Origin of the sequence: Streptomyces sp. NBC_00691 (assembly GCF_036226665.1) — a bacterium.
Taxonomy (GTDB): Bacteria; Actinomycetota; Actinomycetes; order Streptomycetales; family Streptomycetaceae; genus Streptomyces.
In genome coordinates this window covers 3,192,973-3,216,909 of sequence record NZ_CP109007.1, presented here as the reverse complement: position 1 = coordinate 3,216,909, position 23,937 = coordinate 3,192,973, and the positions used below count along the sequence as shown (strand labels likewise).

The following is a 23,937-nucleotide window of genomic DNA, read 5'->3' as shown; positions in this document are numbered from 1 at the left end:
GCCGGGGCCTCAGCTCTTCGCCGCGGCCCGGTACGCCTTCTCGGCGTCCTTCTCCAGGCGCGCCTGGGTCCCCGCGATGTCCTTCGGGTTCTTCAGGAAGTCCTGGAGCGCCTTCCACTCGCCCTTGCCCGGGGTGCCGCCGAAGGACTGCGGCATCTGGTCCGACATGTCGAAGCGGAAGTCGTCACCGGCGCCGATCAGCGCCTTGGCGATCTCGCGCTGGACGTCGTTCGGGTACGCCGACGGGTCCAGGTTCTTGTTGGGGGAGACGAAGCCGCCCGCGGCCGCCCAGATCTTCGCCGCGTCCGGTGAGGCGAGGAAGGCGAGCAGGGCCTGTGCGCCCTTGGTGTCCTTGAGGGCCACGGCCGCGTCGCCGGCCGTCACCACGGGGGTGGTGCCCGTGCCGACGGTGGGGAACGGGAAGACCTTCGCGTCCGTGCCGATCTTCGCCTTCGTCTGCGCGATGTTGACCGCCGCGAAGTCGCCCTCGAAGACCATCGCCCCCTTGGGGGTGTCGCCGCCCGTGAACGTCTGGGTGACCGACACCGGGTACTCCGTCTGCAGCGCGCCGCTCGTGCCGCCCGCGAGGAGCGCCGGCTTGCCGAAGAGTTCGCCGAGCGTGGTCAGGGCCGCCGTGACGGACGGGTCGGTCCACTTGATCGCGTGCTTCGCCAGCTGGTCGTACTTGGCCGGGCCCGCCTGGGAGAGGTAGATGTTCTCGAACCAGTCGGTGAGGGTCCAGCCGTCCGCGCCGCCCACCGAGACCGGGGTGACGCCGTAGGCCGAGATCGTCTCGGCGGTGGTCAGGAACTCCTTCCACGTCTTCGGCTCGGTCGCGCCGGCGCTCTCGAAGACCGCGGAGTTGTACCAGACCAGGGACTTGTTGGCGGCCTTGAAGTAGACCCCGTACTGGGTTCCGTCGACCGCGCCGAGCTCCTGCCAGCCGCGCGAGTAGTTGGCGGCCAGCGCGGCCTTCGCCTCGGGGCCGACCGGCTTCAGCCACTTCTGCGCGGCGGCCTGCTGGATCGCGCCGACCTGCGGGAGCATCGCGACGTCCGGCGGCGAACCGCCCGCGATCTTCGTGCCGAGGAAGTTCACGATCGGGTCCTGGGCGGGCACGAAGGTGACGGTCGCGCCCGTGCGCTTCTCGAACTCCTTCAGGACCTCGGTGAAGTTCTCCTGCTCGGGGCCCGTCCAGACGGCGGCGACCTCGATCTTCTCGCCCTTGAGGGGGAGCGCGCCGCCGCTGGGCCCGGACTCCCCCGGATCCTTGTCGGATCCGCCGCCACCGCAGGCCGCGAGGGTCAGTGCGGTGAGGGCGGTGAACGCCGTGACGGCCACCGCGGTCTTGCGTGGACGAAGAGTTGTACGCATTTCTGCCCCGTCTCGTTCGTGCGCTTCGCTGTCCCGTGCCGACAGGTCTACGCCCGGTGACGAGGCCCCGCAATACCGCCTTCCGTGTCAAGTGGGCGATCGTGACGCCCTCGTGACGTCGTATCAGCTCTGGGTCGCAGGGGTCAGCGGGGGCACGGGGGTCGCCTCGACCGAGCGAGCGGCACGGTCGAGGGCGCTCGCGAGAAGGGCCAGATCGGTCGGCCCGTTGCCCAGTTCGCGGACCGGACGGCGGGTCGGCGGATCGCCCATCCGCTCCCACTCCAGCGGCACGACGGTGGGGCGGAGCGTCGCCGTCCGGGGGATCCGGCCGGTGACCCGTCCCGCCTGGAAGGGCGTCACCCGGCCGTCCGGATGACCGAGGCGGCCGCGCCCGGCCGCCGGCACGTCCGGCCCCGGGGTCACCGGGGGCGCGTCGAGCACGATCCGCAGCCGGGCCCCGTGGGCCAGCTCCGTGTCGGCGGTCCGGTCGGGACGCGCGGAGGTCGCGACGAGGTGCACGCCGAGCCGCTCGCCGTTCCGCGCGACGGCCTCCAGGGCCCGCACGACGGAGCCGGCGGCGGGCCGCCCGGAGGCACCGAGCGCGGGGGCGACGAGGGCGTCGAAGTCGTCGACGAGAACGATGAGCCGGGGGAGGTGGGCGGGTCCGCCCGAGGCTCGTCCGAACCCCTGCTCGCCCCCGGCGGGCCGGGGGATCCGCCCGGCCGTCTCCTCCCCGGCGGGCCGGGGAACGCGCCCCGAGGAGCGGTCGGCGAGGTCGCCGTCGCCGGGCCGGGACACGCGGCCGCTCGGGTGTCCGCCGAGGTCGCCGTCGCCGGGCCGGGACACGCGCCCGCTGCCGTGACCGGTGACGTCCTCCGCCCCGGTGCGGGACACGCGCCCGCTCGGACGGTCCGTGAGGTCGCCGTCGCCGGTGCGGAGCGTGCGGCCGCCGGATCGGCCGTCGCCGTCCCGGCGCGGCAGGCGGCCGCTGGGCGTATCGGTCAGGAACGCGTCGGCGGCCGCCCGTGTCCGGGCACCGGACCGCTCGTCGAGCGAACCGTCGCCGGGTCGGGGCACCCGTCCGCCGCCGTGGCCGCCGAGGTCCTCCGCGCCCGCGCGGGCCACCCGGCCGCTCGGGTGGTCGGTGAGGTCGCCGTCGCCCGTGCGCAGGGTGCGGCTGCTGGGACGCCCGGTCGGGTCCTCGGACCCGGGGTACGCGATCCGGCCGCTGCCCCGGCCGCCGAGGTCGTCGGCACCGGGATAGGCGCTCCGCGTGCTCGGCCGGCTGTCGAGATCGCCCGGGTACGCGTTCCGCCCGCTCGGCCGGCCTTCGAGGTCGCCCGTGTAGGTGATCCGGCCGCTCGGGCGGCCGCCGAGGTCCTCCGACGCGGGGTACGGGCCGTCCGCGCGGCCGCTTCGCGTGCTCGGCAGGGAGCCGATCGTGCCGTCGCCCGTGCGCAGGGTGCGCCCGCTCGGCCGGTCCGCGAGGTCGCCGGAGTCCTGGAGCCGGACGGTCGCGCGGGCTCCCTGGGGCACGGACTCCGCCGCGCTCGGGGCACGCTGGCCGATCAGCCGGTCGGCGGCGGTCGCCGCGGGCGCCGCGCGCGTCCCCCGGCGGTCGGCGAAGTGGCCGTCGCCGAGCAGCTCCGCCCGGCGCTTCAGCTCCGCTCCCAGGGCCTGCGCGAACTCCCGCATCCGCACGGGGTCCGAGGCGACGAGGTGCTCCGTGACGTGCGGCAGCTCCGTACAGACGGCGAGTCCTTCGCCGCGGTCGCCGCCCGCCCCGTCCACCAGGAGCAGGCCGAGCCGGTCGGGGCGGCCGCCGGCCGCGAGGGAGGCGGCGATCGAACGGAGCAGCTCCGTCCGACCGCTTCCCGCGGGACCCTCGATCAGCAGGTGCGGGCCCTCGCGGGTGAGGTCCACGGCCAGCGGCCCGCGCGGCCCCGCGCCCAGGACGGCCGTGCCGTCCCCGGCGGAGGCCCAGCGGGCCATCAGGGAGGCGGGGGTGGCGCGGGCGAGCCCGAGCTCGTCGAGGAGGCGGGCCGACGGGGGCAGCGCGGCGGCACGCGCGCCGGGCGCGGTCGTCGTGTCCGTACGCAAGGGGGCGAGCGCCCGGCCGAACCGCTCGGCCCAGGCGACCGAGACCGCGTCGACGACACCGACCGTGCCGTGCCCGGCGACCCGTCCGCCGGAGGTCCTGAGCAGGCGCAGCGCTGTCGCCACGTCCCCGCTGAGGAGCGCGGCGGCCCCGCACTCGCGGAACGCGAGGGACGCGGCGCACGCCGTCTCGTAGGTGGCTGCCACGGGGGAGACCGGGGAGGCCGAGGGCGCCTCGGCGAGGCACAGGAGATGGATCCCGGCCGCCGCTCCGGCTCCGGCCAGCCGCGCGACGGTCTCGCGCAGGGCGGCCGAACCGGGGTCGCCGTCGACGATCACGACCGTCGAAGGACCCTCGTGGCGGGCGGCCGCCTCGGCGACGGACGCGCGGTCGGCGCTGGGCCAGCCGGGGCCGAGCGGACCGTCGTCGAGCCGCCGGGTCAGCTCCGCCGTACGGGCCTGGGCCTGCTCGCGGTCGTACGCCAGGAGCAGCCGGCAGTCCTGGCCGTGGGCCGGCCGGACGTGCGGGAGCCAGCCGAGCCAGCCCCAGGACCGGCGCCGCTCCTCCAGGGGGCGGTTCCGGTCGGCGCTGATCAGCACGATCTCCAGGTCGGAGGGGGAGTGCAGGGCGGCGAGCTGGGCGACGACCGAGCGGGCGAGACCGCCGAGCCGGTCGGCGGGGCCGGCCAGGCCCAGTGAGCCGGCCTCCCGCAGCCCCACGGTGACCGGGACGCCGGAGAGGTCGGCGCGGTCGGTGGTGCCGAGCCGGACCGCCAGGGCTTCGGGGTGGTCCGGCCCGCGCTCCCAGAGCCGGGGCCCGGGGCCGAGGGCGGTGAGGAGCACGGTGGCGGGGTCGGGCCAGGTGTCGGCCATCGGCACGGGTGCGGGGGAGCCGTCCCGGGCTCCGGCGCCGAGCCGGGCGCCCGCGTGGGTGTCCGGTGCCGTACGGGGGTCGGCGGCGGGCGCCGGGAGGCCCTCGCGTCCGCCGGCCAGGCGCCGGGCCCAGGCGCCGAGGCCCCGCTTGCCACCGCTCCCCGCGCGCGGGGAGCCGGCCGGGGCGGTGTCGGTGCGGGACGGGCGCGTCCTGCTGTGGGCCTCGCCGCCGCCGTCGGGCCCGTCGTGACCGCCGGGGTGGTCGTCGGCGCGGGCGTGGCCGGTGCCGGGGAAGTCGGCCCCGCGCTCGCGGGCGCCGCCCGGGCCGTAGGGGTCGTCGTACGCGCTCTCGCGGGGCCCGCCGAGCGGGATGCCGCGCGCCCCGCCGTGGGTGGTGTCGTCCACCGGGCCGCCGACCGCGCGGGGCACGCCCGCGGGGGCGGGCCGGTCGACCGTCGGAGCCCGTCCGTCGGCCCCGGGCGGTGCCACGCGCAGGTGGCCCTCGCCGTCGGGGGCCGTCGCCCTCGTCTCCGTACCGCCGAGGTCGTCGCCGGGGCCGGTCAGCCGGAGGGCGGACTCGCCGAGGCGCAAGAGCGCGCCCGGCCGGAAGGCGACCGGGCGGTCGCCGACCGGGGCGCCGTCGAGCGTCGTGCCGTTCGTCGAGCCGCGGTCGGCGACGGTGACCCGGCCGTCCTCGCCGACGGTCACGGTGCAGTGCGCGCGGGAGACGTCGGGGTCGTCGAGCGGTACGTCGGCGTCCACGGAACGGCCGATTCTGATCGCTCCGCCGTGCAGCAGGTGCACTCCGCCCGCGTCCGGGCCCGCCACCACGTGCAGCCGGGCCGCGGCGGCCTCGCCGACGCGGTCGTCGGGGCCGGGGACCTGGAGGGAGAGGACCGCGCCGTCGACCAGCGGGGGTTCGCCGAGCACACAGCGGCGGCCGTCGAGCCGCTCCGCGCCCGCGTAGAGCACGGTGGTGCCCGAGGCGGAGGTCTCCGGGCCGGTGACGGCGGCGGCGAGATTCGAGGCCACGGCGGCCAGGGCCGTCCCGGCGGGGGCCGTGACGAGCACGTCGCAGGTACGTCCGGCGCCATGGCCGGCGTACGGCGCGAGGACGGTCAGCCGGATCTGCATCGCCGTCAGCGGTCCCTTCTGCGTGATGCCCGGCAGGGGAACCGCCCTGTGACTCCCCCCACCCGGCACGGACGCGTCGCCCGGTACAGGTCGGCACGGCGCGGGGGCTCCCGACCCCACCGATGCGACGTGCTGGAGGCATCCTCGCACCTGCCACCGACAACCCGCCCCCGGGTCGGCCGGAAGTGATCTTGAATGGTCGGCTGTGGACGTAAAAGTGCCTGGTTGAGCATGCCTTCGGAACATGCCCGGCAACCGTCCCGCCTCCGGAAGCGTCTTCTTTCGGACAGACCGGACCCGCCCGGGCCGTCCCGGAAGGAAGGGGTGCCGCCACCGGCGGCGGCACGGCACCGGCCCGTCCCCGGCAGCTCGCCGACGGGCCGCCGGAATCGGAATCGGCCTGTGGACGACCGCTCTGTACCCCGTTCGGCCGCACTAAAGTGGGTCGGACACCCGGACGGGTCACAACAGAGGACAGGGACCCCGGGAGCCACCGGATCACCCCAGGACGACGATCAGCAGGGAGCGCGTGACGTGCGGCCTATCGGCAGCAAGTACCTGCTCGAGGAGCCGCTCGGCCGCGGCGCCACGGGCACCGTCTGGCGAGCCCGCCAGCGGGAGACGGCGGGCGCCGAGGCGGCCGTGCCCGGCCAGCCCGGCGAGACCGTCGCGATCAAGGTCCTCAAGGAGGAGCTGGCCAACGACGCGGACATCGTGATGCGCTTCCTGCGCGAGCGGTCCGTGCTGCTCCGGCTCACCCATCCCAACATCGTGCGCACCCGCGACCTGGTCGTCGAGGGCGATGTCCTCGCGCTCGTCATGGACCTCGTCGAGGGCCCCGACCTGCACCGGTACATCCGGGACAGCGGCCCGCTCACCCCGGTCGCCGCCGCCCTCCTGACCGCCCAGATCGCCGACGCGCTCGCCGCCAGCCACGCCGACGGCGTCGTCCACCGCGACCTGAAGCCGGCCAACGTCCTGCTCGCGGAGCAGGGCGGCCAGATGCACCCGATGCTCACCGACTTCGGCATCGCGCGCCTCGCGGACTCCCCGGGCCTGACCCGCACCCACGAATTCGTCGGCACGCCCGCGTACGTGGCGCCGGAGTCCGCCGAGGGCCGCCCGCAGACCTCCGCCGTCGACATCTACGGCGCCGGCATCCTGCTCTACGAGCTGGTCACCGGCCGTCCCCCGTTCGCGGGCGGCACCGCCCTGGAGGTCCTCCACCGGCACCTCAGCGAGGAGCCCCGCCGGCCCTCGACCGTGCCCGGACCCCTGTGGACGGTCATAGAGCGCTGCCTCAGCAAGGACCCGGACCGGCGGCCGAGCGCGGTGAACCTCGCGCGCGGTCTGCGCGCGGTCGCCGCCGGCATCGGCGTGCACTCCACGCCCGCACAGATCGAGGCGGCCGAGGGCGTGGGCGCGCTCCTCGCGCCGGACCCGGCGCCCGCGCCGGTCCCGGGGACCCCCGAGACGGGCGCTGCCGACCCCACCCAGGTGCTGCCGAGCGGCGCCGGGACGCCGCCGCGGTACGACCCCGCCGGCGCGACCAGCGTCATGCCGACCAGCGGGTCGGCGGGCGCCGCCGACCCGACGGCCGTCATGCCCCCCGTACCGCCGCAGCCTCCGCAGGGCGCGCAGTCCGAGGAGCCGCACCCCTGGCAGAGCCAGCTCCGCGCGGCCCGCGACCGCAACGAGCAGACGCAGGTGCAGTACCTGGACCCGAGCCAGGACCCGCTGCGCCGCCGCCCGCAGCGCCAGCAGCCCCCGCAGGACCAGCGGCCCGGCCAGTACGGGCAGCAGGGCGGGCAAGGCCAGCAGGGGCAGCAAGGCCAGCAGGGGCGGTACGGGCAGCAGCCGCCGCAGCCGTATCAGCAGCAGCGTCCCGCGCAGCAGCGGCCGCAGCAGCAGCCGTACCCGCCGCAGCAGCAGCACCAGCCGCAGCAGTACGCGCCGCCGCCCGCCCCGCAGCAGTACGCGCAGCCCCAGCAGCAGTACACGCCGCCGCAGCCGCCGCCCCAGGCCCCGGCCCCGCGCGAGCCGCGCCCGCCGCGTCAGCGCAGCGCCAACCCGGTGCGGATCCCCGGCCTCGGCTGCCTCAAGGGCTGTCTGGTCATGATCGTGCTGTTCGTGGTCGCGGGCTGGCTCGTCTGGGAGCTGACCCCGCTCCAGGACTGGATCGCCGAGGGCAAGGGCTACTGGGAGGCCATCGGCGACGGCATCTCGAAGGTCACCGACTGGTTCTCCGAGCTCGGCGACTCCACCGGTGCTACCGGCGGTACGACAGGGCAGTGACCCCCTAGGGCCCCGTAATACTGCCGATTTATCGACTTCCGAGGGGTGATTTCCCCTCGGAAGTGACGTCCGGCGGCTGCGGACGCGTAACTTTGCACGCGAACCGCAGCCGCTGAGGGAGCAGTCTTGGCACGGAACATCGGCAGCCGCTACACCACCCACCAGATCCTGGGGCGGGGCAGTGCAGGAACGGTGTGGCTCGGCGAGGGGCCCGAGGGTCCCGTCGCCGTCAAACTGCTGCGCGAGGACCTGGCCTCCGACCAGGAGCTCGTCGGCCGCTTCGTGCAGGAGCGGACCGCCCTGCTCGGCCTCGACCACCCCCGCGTGGTCAAGGTCCGCGACCTCGTCGTCGACGGCAACGACCTGGCCCTCGTCATGGACCTCGTGCGCGGCACAGACCTGCGCACCCGCCTCGACCGGGAACGCAGGCTCGCCCCCGAGGCCGCCGTCGCGATCGTCTCCGACGTCGCCGACGCCCTCGCGGCAGCGCACGCCGCCGGGATCGTCCACCGGGACGTCAAGCCGGAGAACATCCTGCTCGACATGGAGGGACCGCTCGGACCCGGCGGCGCCCACCCCGCCCTCCTCACCGACTTCGGCGTCGCCAAGCTGATCGACACGCCGGGCCGCACCAAGGCCACCCGGATCATCGGCACCCCCGACTACCTCGCCCCCGAGATCGTCGAGGGCCTCCCGCCGCGCGCCGCCGTCGACATCTACGCCCTCGCGACCGTCCTGTACGAGCTGCTCGCCGGCTTCACCCCGTTCGGCGGCGGCCACCCGGGCGCCGTGCTGCGCCGCCACGTGACCGAGACGGTGGTCCCGCTGCCCGGGATCCCCGAGGAGCTGTGGCAGCTGATCGTGCAGTGCCTGGCCAAGGCCCCGGCCTCCCGGCTGCGCGCCTCCGAACTCGCCGCCCGTCTGAAGGACGTCCTGCCGCTGCTCAAGGGCATCCCGCCGCTGGACGTGGACGAGCCGGACGCGGAGCCGGCGGCGGAGCCGTACGAGGAGGACGCCTACGCGACCGGTGCGGGCGCGGGGGAGCCCGGCCCGCGGCGGGCCGCCGTCCCGCTCGTCCCCGGCGCCTCAGCCGACTCCAACCGCGACACCCACACCTCCATGCGGGTCCCGGCGCCCGACGAGCTCTCCGGCGGCCCCCTGGGCACGGCCCGCGCTCCCCGCCCCGCGGGAGCCCGCAGACCCGGCTCGGCCCGCCACAAGGCCGAGGCGGTCCGCAAGCGCAGGATCACCCTCACGATCGCGGCGGTGGTGGTCGCCGGCGCCCTCGGCGCGGGCGGCTACCTGGCCGTCTCCGGGGACGCCGGCACCCCGCCGCAGGACTCCAAGCAGTCCTCACTGCCGTAACAGTGGCGGCGAGCCGTTACGCTGGACGCGTGGCAGTCGTCGATGTATCCGAAGAGCTGAAGTCCCTCTCCTCGACCATGGGGTCGATCGAGGCCGTCCTGGACCTCGAGAAGCTGAGGGCCGACATCGCCGTGCTCGAAGAGCAGGCCGCGGCCCCGTCCCTGTGGGACGACCCGGAGGCGGCGCAGAAGATCACGAGCAAGCTTTCGCACCTGCAGGCCGAGGTCCGCAAGGCCGAGACCCTGCGCGGGCGCATCGACGACCTCGCGGTGCTCTTCGAGCTCGCCGAGGAGATGGACGACCCGGACACCCTCGCCGAGGCCGAGACGGAGCTGACCTCCGTCCGCAAGGCCCTCGACGAGATGGAGGTCCGCACCCTCCTCTCCGGCGAGTACGACGAGCGCGAGGCCCTGGTCAACATCCGCGCCGAGGCCGGCGGCGTCGACGCCTCCGACTTCGCCGAGCGGCTCCAGCGCATGTACCTGCGCTGGGCGGAGCGCCACGGCTACTCGACCGAGATCTACGAGACCTCGTACGCGGAGGAGGCCGGCATCAAGTCGACCACCTTCGTGGTGAAGGCGCCGTACGCCTACGGCACGCTCTCCGTCGAGCAGGGCACCCACCGCCTGGTCCGCATCTCGCCCTTCGACAACCAGGGGCGTCGCCAGACCTCCTTCGCCGGTGTCGAGATCCTGCCGGTCGTCGAGTCCTCCGACCACGTCGAGATCGACGAGTCCGAGCTGCGCGTCGACGTCTACCGCGCGTCGGGCCCCGGCGGCCAGGGCGTCAACACCACCGACTCGGCCGTGCGCATCACGCACCTGCCGACCGGCATCGTCGTCTCCTGCCAGAACGAGCGCTCGCAGATCCAGAACAAGGCGAGCGCGATGAACGTCCTGCAGGCCAAGCTGCTGGAGCGCCAGCGCCAGGAGGAGCGGGCCAAGATGGACGCCCTCAAGGACAGCGGCAGTTCCTGGGGCAACCAGATGCGCTCGTACGTCCTGCACCCGTACCAGATGGTCAAGGACCTCCGTACGGAGTTCGAGGTCGGCAACCCGCAGTCCGTCCTGGACGGCGAGATCGACGGCTTCCTCGAGGCGGGCATCCGCTGGCGCAAGCAGCAGGACAAGTAACCCCGGAACACCGCACGTTCGGGCCCCGCACCGTCATGGTGCGGGGCCCGTCGTCGTGTGGTGCGGTGGCCGCCGTCCGGTCAGCGGATTCGCTGACGCAAGCGGAAACGGGGTGGTCGGGGAGCTTTGTCGACAAGGGAACTGGCGGCGCGCGGCCCGGAGTTCCGGGTTTACGTCACAGTTGCATCGTCGCATGTGGGACACCATGTGATCTTTCGGGCATCGCACGCGCAACGACCTTGACGCTGCATCGGAAACTCGGAAGGGTGGCGTACTGGCATGCGCATTTCTGGGGCGTGTGCGAGCGGGGGTGGGCCCAGTGGTGAGCCGCCTCTGCCGCGTGCCCCGAGCGCTGCCCCATGACGATGATGAGCTACTGGGGGTAGCAGCCAGATGACCAAGCAGATGCGAGTCCGTTTCGCGCGCATCGCCGCCGGTGCGGTGATCGCGGCCGGTGCGTCGCTGACCGCGGCGGGTGCGGCGCAGGCCGTGGGCGCCTTCGGTGAGACTCCGGACCCGACGCCCACGTGCATCCCGGGTACCGCCGGGTGCGAGGAGACGACTCCGCCGACGACGGAGCCGCCCACCACGGAGCCTCCGACCACGGAGCCGCCCACCACCGAGCCGCCGACGACGGAGCCGCCCACCACGGAGCCTCCGACCACCGAGCCGCCCACCACGGAGCCGCCCACCACGCAGCCCCCGACGACCGAGCCGCCGGTCACGGAGCCGCCGACCACGGAGCCGCCGGTCACCGTGCCGCCGACCGAGCCGGAGCCGGGTGACACGGACGGTCCCGGCCAGACGGAGTCGCCGACCACCCCGGGCGACGGCACCGACAACGGTGACGCCGGCACCTGCACCGTCGACCTCGACGGCGCCGAGTGCGTGGACAGCGGCAACAGCAACACGGACACCAACAACGCCGGCTCGCAGCCCGTGCAGCAGGGTCAGGCGAAGGAGGAGCTCGCCGAGACCGGTGCGGCCGAGACCTCGTTCCTGATCATCGGCGCCGCGACCATGATCGCCGGTGGCATCGGCTTCCGTATGCTGCCGCGTCTCGTCGGCGGTGGCCGTACCGCCGTCTGATCCCGCCGCGGGCGTGGATCCGTACGGCGTATGACGTACAGAGCGTGAGGAAGGGCCGGGGAGACGCTCCCCGGCCCTTCCTCATGGTTCCGGCTCGTGTGGACACCGTGCGGTCCGCTAGACCGTACGGACCGCCGCGAGCAGGGCGATCGCCGCCAGCAGGGCGATCGCCAGCGTCAGCAGCATCGCGGGCGACAGACCACCTTGGGGGGTCAGTCGCTCCCGGTTCGCGCGGCAGACGGGGCAGCGGCCCTCGGCGACCGGGGCCGCGCAGTTGGCGCACACCAGTCGGTCGTAGGTCATGCGCTCTCCTCCTCCCGCACTGGGTTTCACACCAGGACAACGTCCGACGGTGTCCGGACGTTCCCCCTACCACTGTGCCAGCTCGGCGGCGTTTCGGCGCGCCCCGCCGGATCGCGACCGCTCCGTCCGCGAGGGCGAAAAGGATAAACGTCGCAAGCCGGAACCGCGACTGCGCGGGTCTTCCCGGGTCGCGTAAGGTCACGCACACCTACTCCCGGCCGACCGTGGTGCATTCGTGATCCGATTCGACAACGTCTCCAAGTCCTATCCGAAGCAGAACCGCCCCGCGCTCCGGGATGTATCCCTGGAGATCGAGAAGGGGGAGTTCGTCTTCCTCGTCGGTTCGTCCGGCTCCGGAAAGTCGACTTTCCTGCGGCTGCTCCTCCGTGAGGAGCGTGCCAGCCAAGGCCAGGTGCACGTCCTCGGCAAGGACCTGGCCCGGCTCTCCAACTGGAAGGTGCCGCACATGCGGCGTCAGCTCGGCACCGTCTTCCAGGACTTCCGCCTCCTTCCCAACAAGACCGTCGCCGAGAACGTGGCCTTCGCGCAGGAGGTCATCGGCAAGCCGCGCGGCGAGATCCGCAAGGCGGTGCCGCAGGTGCTCGACCTGGTCGGGCTCGGCGGCAAGGAGGACCGGATGCCCGGCGAGCTCTCCGGTGGTGAGCAGCAGCGCGTCGCCATCGCCCGGGCCTTCGTCAACCGCCCGATGCTGCTGATCGCCGACGAGCCCACCGGCAACCTCGACCCGCAGACCTCGGTCGGCATCATGAAGCTGCTCGACCGCATCAACAGGACAGGGACCACCGTCGTCATGGCGACCCACGACCAGAACATCGTCGACCAGATGCGCAAGCGCGTCATCGAGCTGGAGAAGGGCCGTCTCGTCCGCGACCAGGCCCGCGGCGTCTACGGTTACCAGCACTGAGCAGGTAGGGGACTCAACACACCATGCGCGCTCAGTTCGTGCTCTCCGAGATCGGCGTCGGGCTCCGGCGCAATCTCACGATGACGTTCGCCGTCATCGTCTCCGTGGCCCTCTCGCTCGCCCTGTTCGGCGGTGCGCTGCTCATGCGCGAGCAGGTCAGCACGATGAAGGACTACTGGTACGACAAGGTCAACGTCTCCATCTTCCTCTGCAACAAAGCCGACGCGGCCTCGGCGGCCAAGTGCGCCAAGGGCGCGGTCACGGCGCAGCAGAAGGAGCAGATCGAGGCCGATCTGAAGAAGATGGACATCGTCGACACCGTCATGCACGAGACGGCCGACGAGGCGTTCAAGCGGTACAAGGAGCAGTACGGCGACACCGCCATCGCCTCCGTCGTGACGCCGGACCAGATGCAGGAGTCGTTCCGGGTCAAGCTCAAGGACCCGGAGAAGTACAAGGTGGTCGCCACCGCCTTCGCCGGACGCGACGGCGTCGAGTCGGTCGCCGACCAGCGGGGCATCCTGCAGAACCTCTTCGACCTGATGAACGGCATGAACATCGCCGCCCTCGGCGTCATGGGGCTGATGCTGGTCATCGCGCTGATGCTGATCGTCAACACGGTCCGCGTCTCGGCCTTCAGCCGCCGCCGCGAGACCGGGATCATGCGGCTCGTCGGCGCGTCCAGCTTCTACATCCAGATGCCGTTCATCATGGAGGCGGCGTTCGCCGGACTCCTGGGTGGCGCGGTCGCCTGTGTGCTGCTGCTCGTCGGCCGGTACTTCCTGATCGACCACGGCATCGCGCTCGCGGAGAAGATGCAGCTCGTCAACTTCATCGGCTGGGACGCCGTCCTCGCCAAGCTGCCGCTGGTGATCGCCATCGGGCTGCTGATGCCCGCGGTGGCGGCTTTCGTCGCGCTGCGCAAGTACCTGAAGGTGTGAGAAGACACCACTGACGGCGGATGGCGTCGTACGGGCAAAGCCCGTGCGGCGCCATCGGCTTGTCCTAGAGTGGGCGCCATGCCGGCCGGCACCGACCATCTCTGTATCCGGCCCCGCGGAGTGCTCCGTGGGGCCGTTCTGACGTTGGTCTTCACCGGGGTCCTGGCCACCGCCGCCGCCACCGGCTCGCTGCCCCGGCAGGAGGCCGCCGGGCGCACCGGGGCCACCCTGCGCGCGGGCGAGGCGTCCCGGGACTCCGGGACGGTCGACAGCGCCGCCCTGAACCGTGCCGCCGCCGACGCGATGGCGGACGGCAAGTCGGGCAAGCAGGCGGCCGAGGAGTTCGTCAGCCGCAGCGGGGACCGCTGGGGCGCGGTGTACGACAAGAGGGAGTACGCGGAGTTCGAGCAGGCCCTCGACGGCGCCTACACCGGTGTGGGTCTCTCCGCCGGCCGGGCGGCCGGGGGCAGGGTCCGGGTGACCCGGGTGCAGAGCGGCGGCCCCGCCGAGCGGGCCGGGATCCGGGCCGACGACCGGCTCGTCTCCGTCGACGGCCGCCCGGTCGACGGTCTCTCCGTCTCCGAGGTCGTCGCCCTCCTGCGCGGCGACGGCGTCCCCGGCTCCTCCGTCGCCCTCCGGGTCGAGCGCGGCCGCGCGGCCTGGACCCGGACCCTGCACCGCGCCAGGCTCGCCACGGACCCGGTCACCGTCCGCCGCCTCGACGACGGGACCCTGCTGATCCGGGTCGCCGCCTTCACCAAGGGCGCGGGCACGCGCGTGCGGGACGCGGTACGGGCCGCCCCGGCCGACGCCGGCGTCCTCCTGGACCTGCGGGGCAACGCCGGCGGCCTGGTCACCGAGGCCGCCGTGGCCGCCTCCGCGTTCCTCGACGGCGGTCTGGTCGCCACGTACGACGTGCGGGGCGAGCAGCGGGCCGTGTACGCGGAGGGCGGCGGCGACACCGGCAGGCCCCTGGTGGCCCTGATCGACGGCGGCACGATGAGCGCGGCCGAGCTGCTGACCGGCGCCCTCCAGGACCGGGGCCGGGCCGTCACGGTCGGCTCGCGCACCTTCGGCAAGGGTTCGGTCCAGATGCCGAGCACCCTGCCGGACGGTTCCGTCGCCGAGCTGACCGTCGGCCACTACCGCACCCCGGCCGGTCACGCCGTCGACGGCCGGGGCATCACCCCCGACCTGACCGCCGGGGAACGGGCGGAAGAACGGGCGAAGACGGTATTGAGTGGCCTCGGAGGGGGCTCGTAGTGCGAAAATGACCGCACTATGGCAAAAGGACTCGTGAACGTGCAGGGCAAGCCTGCGAAGAAGAACCAGGACAAGGCGCCCGAGCGCAAGATCATCGCGCAGAACAAGAAGGCGCGCCACGACTACCACATCGTCGACACCTATGAGTGCGGTCTGGTGCTCATGGGCACCGAGGTGAAGTCGCTGCGGATGGGCCGCGCCTCGCTGGTCGACGGCTTCGTGCAGATCGACCGGCACGAGGCGTGGCTGCACAACATCCACGTGCCCGAGTACATGCAGGGCAGCTGGACGAACCACTCGGCGAAGCGGAAGCGCAAGCTGCTGCTGCACCGCGAGGAGATCGACAAGCTGGAGGCGAAGTCGCAGGAGACGGGCCACACGATCGTGCCCCTCGCGCTGTACTTCCTGAACGGCCGGGTCAAGGTCGAGATCGCGCTCGCCAAGGGCAAGAAGGAGTTCGACAAGCGCCAGACCCTGCGCGAGAAGCAGGACACCCGCGAGACGAACCGGGCCATCGCGGCGGCCAAGCGCAAGCAGCGGGCGGCGCAGGCCGGGTAGCGCGCACCGCGCCCCCGCCGCGGAGCCGCGCGGCGATCAATACGCTGGCGACAGCACCCGTCGGTCACGTACGATGGGCCGTGCCTGCCCCGCAAGGGGTGCGCACCTTGAAAAAACAACATGGGGATGATCGGTTTCGACAGCGGATACCGATGCAGGGGAAGCGTGTCGAGGAAGCGGCAATGATCTCGTTAACCATATGTCGCAACCAATAATCGCCAACTCCAAGAGCGATAACTCCCGCTTCGCCCTCGCTGCCTAATTTTAGGTAACGACCAGAAGCCTCTGTGAGGAGCGTCAGCCCGGGGGTGGTCCCGACCCGGATCCTGGCGTCATTTAGGGATCTAAACCTCTAGCCCCGGTCACGGGGGCTGGAGGGAAATCAAACAGTGACTGAGCCCGTCGGAGACTTGTCCGTGTGATCTCCGGGGCTGAGAAACTCGTAGCGGACTGCGCACGGAGAAGCCCTGTTTCCGTACCGTTGGACGCGGGTTCGATTCCCGCCATCTCCACCGAGCGTCCGGGAGGCCCGCCTCCTCGGACATCTCATCCCATGTGGGCGAAGGCCCGGCAGTCACCAGACTGCCGGGCCTTCGTCATGCCCGGCCCCCGACCCTGGTGGCCGCGCAGAGCGCCAGAGCCACGGCGGCCGCGGTGGCGGGGACCAGGAAGCCGAAGGCCGCGAACGGGGCGTGGTCGGCGGCCCAGCCGCCGGTGGCGGAGCCGGCCGCGATGCCGCCGAGGAGGGCGGTCACGGCCAGTGTCATGCCCTCGTTGAGCTGGGACGCCGGGGTCAGGCGCTGGACCAGGCCCATGCCCGTCACCATCGTCGGAGCCGTCGCCATGCCCGCCAGGAGGAGCCCGGCGGCGAGGGCGGGCAGGGAGCCGGTCGAGGCGGCGAGCAGAGGCATCGTCATCAGGACGGTCATCGCGGCCAGGCAGGTGCGGAGCCGGACCGTACGGCGGGCGCGGCCGTAGAGGAGGCCCGCCGCACAGGAGCCCGCGGCCTGGAGGGCCAGCACCGGACCGGCGACGGGGCCGTCCACGTACGCCACGGTCACCACCTCCATGGAGCCGAAGACCGCGCCGGTGGCGAGGAAGACCGCCAGGAGCGGGGCCATGCCGGGCACCCTCAGCGGGGAGCCGGAGGCGGTACGGGGGGAGACCGGCGGCTCGGTGGAGCGCTGGGCGGCGAAGATCAGGACGCCGCTGAGGAACAGGGCCGCGCCGGCGAGAGTGCCGGCTTCGGGGAAGAGCGTCGAGCAGAGCAGGGCGGCGACGACCGGGCCGAGCATGAAGCAGAGCTCGTCGGTGGCCTGCTCGAAGGCGTTGGCGGTGTGCAGGGCGTCCCGGTCGCCCTTGAGGAGATGGGCCCAGCGGGCCCGGGACATGCCACCCGTGTTGGGTGAGGTGGCGGTGAGCGCGGTCGTGGCGAACAGTGCCCAGACGGGCGCCTTCTCGTGGACGCAGAGCAGCAGCACCAGATGGCCGAGGACGGCGTAGGCGGTGGCGGGGACCGCGATCCGCGCCTGGCCGTACCGGTCGACGAGCCGGGCGATCCAGGGGGCGGTGAGGGCCCCGGCGGCCATGCCGGTGGCGGTCACGCCACCCGCGAGGGCGTACGAGTCGTAGGCCGCCGCGATCATGATCACGGCGCTCACGCCGAACATGCCCATGGGCAGCCGGGCGATCAGATTGCCGGCGATGAAACCGCGGGCGCCGGGGACCGCGAAGAGGCGGAGGTAGGAGTTGCGGGGGGTGTGGACGCCGGCGCGGACGCCGGTCCTGGCGGTGGTGCGGGTGTGGGTGGGGCTGCCGGGGGCGGTGGTGCGCCGGTCGTCGTAGCGGGGGGCGAGGGCCGGGCCCGCCGGGGTGAGGGTGAGGTCCGGGTGCGGCATGGACCAAGGCTCGCCGGAGGGGGCCGGGCGGGTCCAACACCTGTCCGGTGGTCATTCACGCAGCTGTGTTGTTGAATGCGGCGATGCGCTCGTCCTCCCGTCCCTCCGCCGCGCCCTCACCCTCCCCGGTACCTTCCCCCCTGCCGGCGTCCGGAGCGCCGCGCGATGCCGACCCCCGCCTCCTGCGCGCCTTCACCGCCGTCGCCGAGGAGCTCCACTTCACCCGCGCCGCCGCCCGCCTCTACGTCGCCCAGCAGGCCCTCAGCCGTGACATCCGGCGCCTGGAGCGCGAACTGGGCGCCGAGCTCTTCGTACGGACCACCCGGCAGGTCTCCCTCACACCCGACGGCGAGCGCCTCCTCCCGTACGCGCTGCGGGTACTGGCCGCGCACGACGAGCTGACCGAGGCCTTCCGGGCCGCGCCCCGGCCCCTCCTCGTCGACCTCAACAGCCCGGGCCTCGCCCCCGAGGACGTCCTGCGCCGGGCACGTGAACTCGCCCCGGAGCAGGAGCTGATGGCCCGCTACGAGAGCGGACTCACCGGCGCCGTACGGGAGATGCTCGCCGGACGGCTCGACACCTCCTTCGGCCGGTACGGCGGCCTCGACGCCGGGCTGCGGGCGCGGCTCGACTCCCAGTTCGTGCGGTACGAGCGGATGGCCGTGATCCTCCCCGACGACCACCCGCTCGCCCGCCTGCCCGAGGTGCCGCTCGCCGCGCTCACCGGGGAACGGATCTACGCGGGCGCGGGGAACGACCGCACGCCCGAGTGGACCGACCTCGCCGCCCGGCTGTTCGCCGGGCGCGGCATCGAGATCGCCCCGCCCGCGCCGCTCGCCGTCGGCAAGGAGGAGTTCCGCCGGATCATGGCCAAGCACCGCAACCCGGTGCTCGCCGTCGTCGACTTCCCGCCCATGCCGGGTTCGGTGCTGCGGCCGCTCGTCGACCCCGTACCTCTGTCGCCCGTGAGCCTGGTGTGGCGCAAGGGGCTGCGCCACCCCGGTCTGGACGCGCTGCGGGCCGCGGCCGCCGAGATCGGCGCCAGGGAGGGCTGGCACGCCCGCCCGGCGGGGTCCTGGCTGCCCGAGGGGGAGCCGGGGCTGCCGGAGGCCTGAGCCGGGGCTGTCGCGCGCCCGCGGGGAACGGCCCCGAGCGCGCGGAGGCCCCCTGAGGAACGAAGGGGGTCGAGCACGGTCGGGGCCGTGAGCCCGGCTGCAGGCGCCCGGAGGCGAACCGAGCCGGGAAAGGGGGGCCCGCGCTCACAGGGGCTCCGCGCTCCGGGTGAGAGCAAGGTTCCGCTGACGTCACCTCGCGGCACCGGGCCGAAACGCGGCCTCCCTAGCGTCGTGGACAGGTGGACCGGGGCTGTGGACGCCCCAGGACCCGACACCCGCGGAGGTACGACATGGGCGGCCGGTGGATCGAACAGTGGGAGCCGGAGGACGAGACCTTCTGGCGCGAGAAGGGTGAGCGGATCGCACGACGGAACCTGCTCTACTCCGTCCTCTCCGAGCACATCGGCTTCTCCGTCTGGAGCCTGTGGTCGGTCATGGTGCTCTTCATGGGACCGCAGTACGGCGTCGACGCGGCCGGCAAGTTCTTCCTGATCGGGACCGCGACCTTCGTCGGCGCGCTGATCCGCATCCCGTACACCTTCTCCGTCGCCCGCTTCGGCGGCCGCAACTGGACGGTGTTCAGCGCCCTGCTGCTCCTGCTGCCCACCGGCCTGGCCTTCGCGGTCATGGAGCCCGGGACCTCGTACACCACCTTCGTCCTGGTCGCGGCGCTCACCGGCGTCGGCGGCGGCAACTTCGCCTCCTCGATGACCAACATCAACGCCTTCTTCCCGCTGCGGAAGAAGGGCTGGGCGCTCGGGCTCAACGCGGGCGGCGGCAACATCGGCGTGCCCGTCGTCCAGCTCGTCGGCCTCCTCGTCATCGGCACCGCGGGCGCCGTGCACCCGAGGATCGTGCTCGGCGTCTACCTGCCGCTGGTCGTCGTCGCCGCCACCTGCGCCGCGCTCTTCATGGACAACCTCGCCCCCGTGAAGAACGACACCGGCGCCGCGAAGGAGGCCGTCCGGGCCCGCCACACCTGGATCATGGCCTTCCTGTACATCGGCACCTTCGGCTCCTTCATCGGCTACAGCTTCGCCTTCGGCCTCGTCCTCCAGACCCAGTTCGGCCGCACCCCGCTCCAGGCCGCCTCGCTCACCTTCATCGGCCCGCTGCTCGGCTCCCTCATCCGGCCGATCGGCGGCTCCCTCGCGGACCGGCACGGCGGCGCCCGCATCACCCTGGGGACCTTCGCCGCGATGGCCCTCGCGACCGGTGTGGTCATCTACGCCTCGGTGATCGAGTCCCTCACCGTCTTCCTCGTCGGATTCATCGGCCTCTTCGTCCTCAGCGGCCTCGGCAACGGTTCCACGTACAAGATGATCCCGGCGATCTTCCTCGCCCAGGGGCACCGCAAGGGCCTCGCGGGGGAGACCGCCGAGGCCTACGGACGGCGGCTCTCCGGCGCCGCGATGGGCCTCATCGGCGCGGTCGGCGCGCTCGGCGGCCTCGGCATCAACCTCGCCTTCCGCCAGTCCTTCCAGACCTCCGGGACCGGCACGGCGGCCTTCGTCGCCTTCCTGGCCTTCTACGCGGCCTGCATGGTCGTCACCTGGGCGGTATACCTTCGCTCTCCGGCCGCGGTCCCCTCCGGGGTCTCCTCGACGGCCTCCTCCGGGGCCTCCGAGGACGCCGGGAACGTCACCGAGCCGGAGACCCGGCCCGGCTACGCGAAGGTGTGATGTCCGGTGCCCGGCGCGGACCGTAACGATCAGGAAATACGGGCGAACCGAGACCGTCACGCGTCCCCGTCAGGCTCTGACCCCATGGACGAGCAGCAAGAAAACGGCCCCGCCGGGCCCCTCGCCGGCTTCACGGTCGGCGTCACCGCGGCGCGGCGCGCGGACGAACTCATCGCGCTGCTGCGCCGGCGTGGCGCGGCCGTCGTCCACGGGCCGGCCCTGCGGATCGTGCCCCTCGCGGACGACACCGAACTCCTCGCCGCCACCAAGGAGCTCATCGGCCACGCCCCGGACGTCGTCGTCGCCACCACGGCGATCGGCTTCCGGGGCTGGGTCGAGGCGGCGGAGGGCTGGGGATACGGCGAGGAACTCCTCGCCGTCCTGCGCGACGTCGAACTCCTCGCCCGGGGACCCAAGGTCAAGGGAGCCGTACGGGCCGCCGGACTCACCGAGTCCTGGTCACCCGGCTCGGAGTCCATGGCCGAGGTCCTCGACCGGCTCCTCGCCGAGGGCGTCGAAGGCCGGCGGATCGCGCTCCAGCTGCACGGGGAGCCGCTGCCCGGCTTCGTCGAGGCGCTCACGGCCGGCGGGGCGGAGGTCGTCGGCGTCCCCGTCTACCGCTGGATGCCGCCGGAGGACATCGGGCCGCTCGACCGGCTCCTCGACGCGGTCCTCTCCGGAGCCGTGGACGCGGTCACCTTCACCAGCGCGCCCGCCGCGGTGTCGCTGCTGTCGCGGGCCGAGGAGAAGGGCGTACGGTCCGCGCTCGTCGCCGCGCTGCGGCACGAGGTCCTCGCGGTGTGCGTGGGGCCCGTGACGGCGCTGCCGCTCCAGGCCGAGGGCATCGACACGTACGCTCCCGAGCGGTTCCGGCTCGGGCCGCTCGTCCAGCTGCTCTGCAAGGAACTGCCCGCCCGCGCACGGATCCTGCCCGTGGCGGGACACCGGGTGGAGGTCCGCGGGCAAGCCGTTCTCGTAGACGGCCTCCTGCGGCCCGTCCCGCCCGCCGGAATGGCCCTCCTGGGCCTCCTCGCCCGCCGCCCCGGCTGGGTGGTCTCCCGCGCGGACCTGCTGCGCGCGCTGCCGGGCGCGGGGCGGGACGAACACGCGGTGGAGACGGCGATGGCCCGCCTGCGCGCCTCCCTGGGCACGCCGAAGCTGATCCAGACGGTGGTGAAACGGGGATACCGCCTGGCGCTGGACGTGGCGTCGGAGGAGAAGTACGAGGACTAGGGCGCCTCCTCGGCGGGCGCGGGCGCGGGCGCGGGCGAGGGCGAGGGTGCCGCCCCCGGTGGGGGCGGGGGCCCACGACGGGGGTGGCTGGGGGGCGGTGAGGAGGGTCGGGGACGGCTTACGGTGATCTCGCCTGACACGGTGCCTTCCGGTGGCGTACGCTCGACGGCTGCCCAGTGCACGTCAGAAGGGGGCCTTAGGTGGCCGCGCAGGAAGCCGTGGACACGGTCAGAGACCGTGAGATCGGTGTCGAGCAGGAACATCTGGATCACGTCTACCGCCGACTGGAGGAGAAGATCCACGAGGCGGAGTTCCTGATGAACGACGCCGCCCAGCGGGGCCAGGTCGGCACGCCCGGCGCGCTCGCCGAGCGCGACGCCCAGGTCTTCCGGGCCGGCATCCACCTCAACAGGCTCAACAACGAGTTCGAGGACTTCCTCTTCGGCCGGATCGATCTGCTGGAGGGGAAGGACGGCAAGAAGGGCCCCGACGGGGCCTACACCTCCGTCGAGCCCGCCGAGGACGCCGTACGGCCGGACAACACCGCCGAGATCGGCGAGACACTCCACATCGGCCGGATCGGCGTTCTCGACTCCGACTACGCGCCGCTGGTCATCGACTGGCGCGCACCCGCCGCCGCGCCCTTCTACCGGTCCACGCCGGTCGATCCGGGCCGGGTCGTACGCCGCAGGGTCATCCGCTCCAAGGGCCGCCAGGTCCTCGGTGTCGAGGACGACCTGATGCGTCCCGAGCTACGGGCCACCCTGGCCGGGCGGGAGCTGCCCGTCATCGGCGACGGCGCCCTGATGGCCGCCCTCGGCCAGGCCCGCAGCCACACCATGCGGGACATCGTCTCCTCCATCCAGGCCGAGCAGGATCTGGTGATCCGCGCGCCCGCCGCCTCCGTGACGTACGTCGAGGGCGGGCCGGGCACGGGGAAGACGGCGGTCGCGCTGCACCGGGCCGCCTATCTGCTCTACCAGGACCGGCGGCGCTACGCGGGCGGCATCCTGATCGTCTCGCCGACCCCGCTCCTCGTCTCGTACACCGAGGGCGTCCTGCCCTCCCTGGGCGAGGAGGGGCAGGTCGCCATCCGCGCGGTCGGCAGCCTGGTCGACGGCGCCGAGGCGACCGCCTACGACGATCCGGCGGTCGCCCGGATCAAGGGCTCCTCCCGGATGCTGCACGTGCTTCGCAAGGCCGCCCGCGGCGCCCTGGAGACCCCCGCGCCCAGGGCTCAGGCCCAGCTCGCCCTGGGCGACGAGGACGACGAGCCGGCCGTGCCCACCGGTACGCCGACGCGGCTGCGCGTCGTCGCCTTCGGCCGCCGGCTGGAGCTGGAGGCCGACGAGCTGCGGCGCATCCGGCACAACGTCCTCGGCGGCACCGCCCCGGTCAACCTGCTGCGTCCGCGCGCCCGCCGGCTGCTCCTGGACGCGCTGTACGCCAAGTCGGGCGCGGTCGGCCGCCACAGCGACCCCGAGCTCGCCGCCGAACTGCGCTCCTCGTTCGACGAGGACGTGTCGACGGAGGACTCGTTCCTCGGGTTCCTCGACGCCTGGTGGCCCGAACTCACCCCGCGCCGGGTCCTCGACGCGATGGCCGACGAGCGCCGGCTCGGCCGCTGGGCCCGTCGCATCCTCAACCCGGGCGAGGTGCGGCGGCTCGCCCGCTCGCTGCGCCGCACGGAGCTGTCCGTCCACGACGTGGCGCTCCTGGACGAGCTGCACACCCTGGTCGGGACCCCGTCCCGGCCGCGGAAGAAGCGCGAGTACGACCCGCTCGACCAGCTCACGGGCCTTGAGGAGCTCATGCCCGTACGGGAGGAGACCCAGCGGGAGCGGGCCGAGCGGCTCGCCGCGGAGCGCACCGAGTACGCGCACGTGATCGTCGACGAGGCGCAGGACCTCACGCCCATGCAGTGGCGGATGGTCGGGCGGCGCGGCCGGCACGCCACCTGGACGGTCGTGGGCGACCCGGCGCAGTCCTCCTGGTCGGATCCGGACGAGGCCGCGGCGGCCCGCGACGAGGCCCTCGGGTCCCGGCCGCGGCGTCGCTTCGAGCTGACCGTGAACTACCGGAACCCGGCCGAGATCGCCGAGCTGGCGGCCAAGGTGCTCGCCCTCGCCATGCCGGGCAAGGAGTCGCCGCGCGCGGTCCGCTCGACGGGCGTCGAGCCCCGTTTCGTACCGGTGGGGGAGACCGCCGGGAAGCCCGACCTGGCTGAAACTGTTCGGTCCGAGGCGCGGCTGCTCCTGGAGCGGGTCGAGGGCACCGTCGGTGTCGTCGTCGCCATGAACCGGCGCCAGGAGGCGGCCCGCTGGCTGGCCGAGCTGGGCGACCGGGTGGTGGCGCTCGGCTCGCTGGAGGCGAAGGGCCTGGAGTACGACGCCACGGTCGTGGTCTCGCCCGCGGAGATCGCGGACGAGTCGCCGGCCGGCCTGCGGGTCCTCTATGTGGCCCTGACCCGGGCGACGCAGCAGCTCACGGTGGTCGCGGCGGCGGCGGACATGCCGGACGAGGCGGGGGTCCCGGATCTGCTGAGGGACTGATCCCGCGGGGCGGGAGACGCCGATTTCAGGTCAACCTGTGGCGCTGGAATCACCGACCAGGGTGGTTTGTTAGCCTTGTCGTGGCACCGGCTCGATCCAAGCCCCCG

Annotated in this window: 16 protein-coding genes and 1 other RNA gene; 13 read left to right on the top strand and 4 right to left on the bottom strand. The window is 73.4% G+C overall.

What is annotated here, in order from left to right; genetic code table 11:
- Positions 1–9: 9 nt before the first annotated feature.
- Both OG392_RS14445 and OG392_RS14440 read right to left on the bottom strand, forming a co-directional pair.
- Positions 10–1,374: an ABC transporter substrate-binding protein gene (locus OG392_RS14445; RefSeq protein WP_329279330.1), complete on the bottom strand. Its 1,365-nt coding sequence runs from the start codon at positions 1,372–1,374 to the stop codon at positions 10–12.
- 123 nt (positions 1,375–1,497) lie between these two features.
- Positions 1,498–5,478: an FtsK/SpoIIIE domain-containing protein gene (locus tag OG392_RS14440; protein ID WP_329279328.1), complete on the bottom strand. Its 3,981-nt coding sequence runs from the start codon at positions 5,476–5,478 to the stop codon at positions 1,498–1,500.
- A gap of 534 nt (positions 5,479–6,012) precedes the next feature.
- On the opposite strand from OG392_RS14440, the gene OG392_RS14435 reads away from it, so the two are divergent.
- The 4 genes from OG392_RS14435 (at position 6,013) to OG392_RS14420 (ending at position 11,360) form a co-directional block, all read left to right on the top strand.
- Complete coding sequence (locus tag OG392_RS14435) at positions 6,013–7,773, top strand: serine/threonine-protein kinase (RefSeq protein WP_329279326.1); 1,761 nt, start codon at positions 6,013–6,015, stop codon at positions 7,771–7,773.
- A 126-nt stretch (positions 7,774–7,899) separates the two neighbouring features.
- Positions 7,900–9,138 (top strand): serine/threonine-protein kinase, encoded by a 1,239-nt coding sequence (locus tag OG392_RS14430; protein WP_329279324.1) that lies wholly within the window; start codon positions 7,900–7,902, stop codon positions 9,136–9,138.
- A gap of 29 nt (positions 9,139–9,167) precedes the next feature.
- On the top strand, positions 9,168–10,271 hold the full coding sequence (gene prfB, locus OG392_RS14425) for a peptide chain release factor 2 (RefSeq protein WP_329279322.1): 1,104 nt from the start codon (positions 9,168–9,170) through the stop codon (positions 10,269–10,271).
- A gap of 393 nt (positions 10,272–10,664) precedes the next feature.
- Positions 10,665–11,360, top strand: coding sequence for an LPXTG cell wall anchor domain-containing protein (locus OG392_RS14420; RefSeq protein WP_329279319.1), 696 nt, complete (start codon positions 10,665–10,667; stop codon positions 11,358–11,360).
- A gap of 117 nt (positions 11,361–11,477) precedes the next feature.
- Here the strand turns inward: OG392_RS14420 and OG392_RS14415 are convergent, their stop codons facing one another.
- The gene (locus tag OG392_RS14415; RefSeq protein WP_030324454.1) at positions 11,478–11,663 is read right to left on the bottom strand and encodes a hypothetical protein; all 186 of its coding nucleotides are present in this window, start codon (positions 11,661–11,663) and stop codon (positions 11,478–11,480) included.
- 235 nt (positions 11,664–11,898) lie between these two features.
- Between OG392_RS14415 and ftsE the strand changes: the two genes are divergently transcribed.
- The 5 genes from ftsE (at position 11,899) to ssrA (ending at position 15,865) form a co-directional block, all read left to right on the top strand.
- Entirely contained in the window at positions 11,899–12,588 is a 690-nt protein-coding gene (ftsE, locus tag OG392_RS14410) for a cell division ATP-binding protein FtsE (protein ID WP_030223113.1), read from the top strand.
- 23 nt (positions 12,589–12,611) lie between these two features.
- Positions 12,612–13,529, top strand: a complete 918-nt coding sequence (gene ftsX, locus OG392_RS14405; protein WP_329279316.1) for a permease-like cell division protein FtsX — start codon at positions 12,612–12,614, stop codon at positions 13,527–13,529.
- 78 nt (positions 13,530–13,607) lie between these two features.
- On the top strand, positions 13,608–14,792 hold the full coding sequence (locus tag OG392_RS14400) for a S41 family peptidase (RefSeq protein ID WP_329279315.1): 1,185 nt from the start codon (positions 13,608–13,610) through the stop codon (positions 14,790–14,792).
- Between the two features lie 18 nt (positions 14,793–14,810).
- The gene (gene smpB / locus OG392_RS14395; protein WP_051820739.1) at positions 14,811–15,350 is read left to right on the top strand and encodes an SsrA-binding protein SmpB; all 540 of its coding nucleotides are present in this window, start codon (positions 14,811–14,813) and stop codon (positions 15,348–15,350) included.
- A 122-nt stretch (positions 15,351–15,472) separates the two neighbouring features.
- Positions 15,473–15,865, top strand: a transfer-messenger RNA (tmRNA) gene (gene ssrA / locus OG392_RS14390).
- 81 nt (positions 15,866–15,946) lie between these two features.
- Here ssrA and OG392_RS14385 read toward each other — a convergent pair.
- Positions 15,947–17,248 (bottom strand): MFS transporter, encoded by a 1,302-nt coding sequence (locus tag OG392_RS14385; protein ID WP_329279310.1) that lies wholly within the window; start codon positions 17,246–17,248, stop codon positions 15,947–15,949.
- Positions 17,249–17,331: 83 nt separating this feature from the next.
- On the opposite strand from OG392_RS14385, the gene OG392_RS14380 reads away from it, so the two are divergent.
- The 4 genes from OG392_RS14380 (at position 17,332) to OG392_RS14365 (ending at position 23,830) form a co-directional block, all read left to right on the top strand.
- Positions 17,332–18,363, top strand: a complete 1,032-nt coding sequence (locus OG392_RS14380; protein WP_329279309.1) for a LysR family transcriptional regulator — start codon at positions 17,332–17,334, stop codon at positions 18,361–18,363.
- Between the two features lie 290 nt (positions 18,364–18,653).
- Positions 18,654–20,045 carry a nitrate/nitrite transporter gene (locus tag OG392_RS14375; RefSeq protein ID WP_329279307.1) on the top strand — a complete coding sequence of 464 codons (1,392 nt, stop codon included), beginning with the start codon at positions 18,654–18,656 and terminating at the stop codon, positions 20,043–20,045.
- Positions 20,046–20,129: 84 nt separating this feature from the next.
- Complete coding sequence (locus OG392_RS14370) at positions 20,130–21,278, top strand: uroporphyrinogen-III synthase (protein WP_329279305.1); 1,149 nt, start codon at positions 20,130–20,132, stop codon at positions 21,276–21,278.
- Positions 21,279–21,478: 200 nt separating this feature from the next.
- Complete coding sequence (locus tag OG392_RS14365) at positions 21,479–23,830, top strand: HelD family protein (RefSeq protein WP_329279302.1); 2,352 nt, start codon at positions 21,479–21,481, stop codon at positions 23,828–23,830.
- The last annotated feature ends 107 nt before the right edge of the window (positions 23,831–23,937 follow it).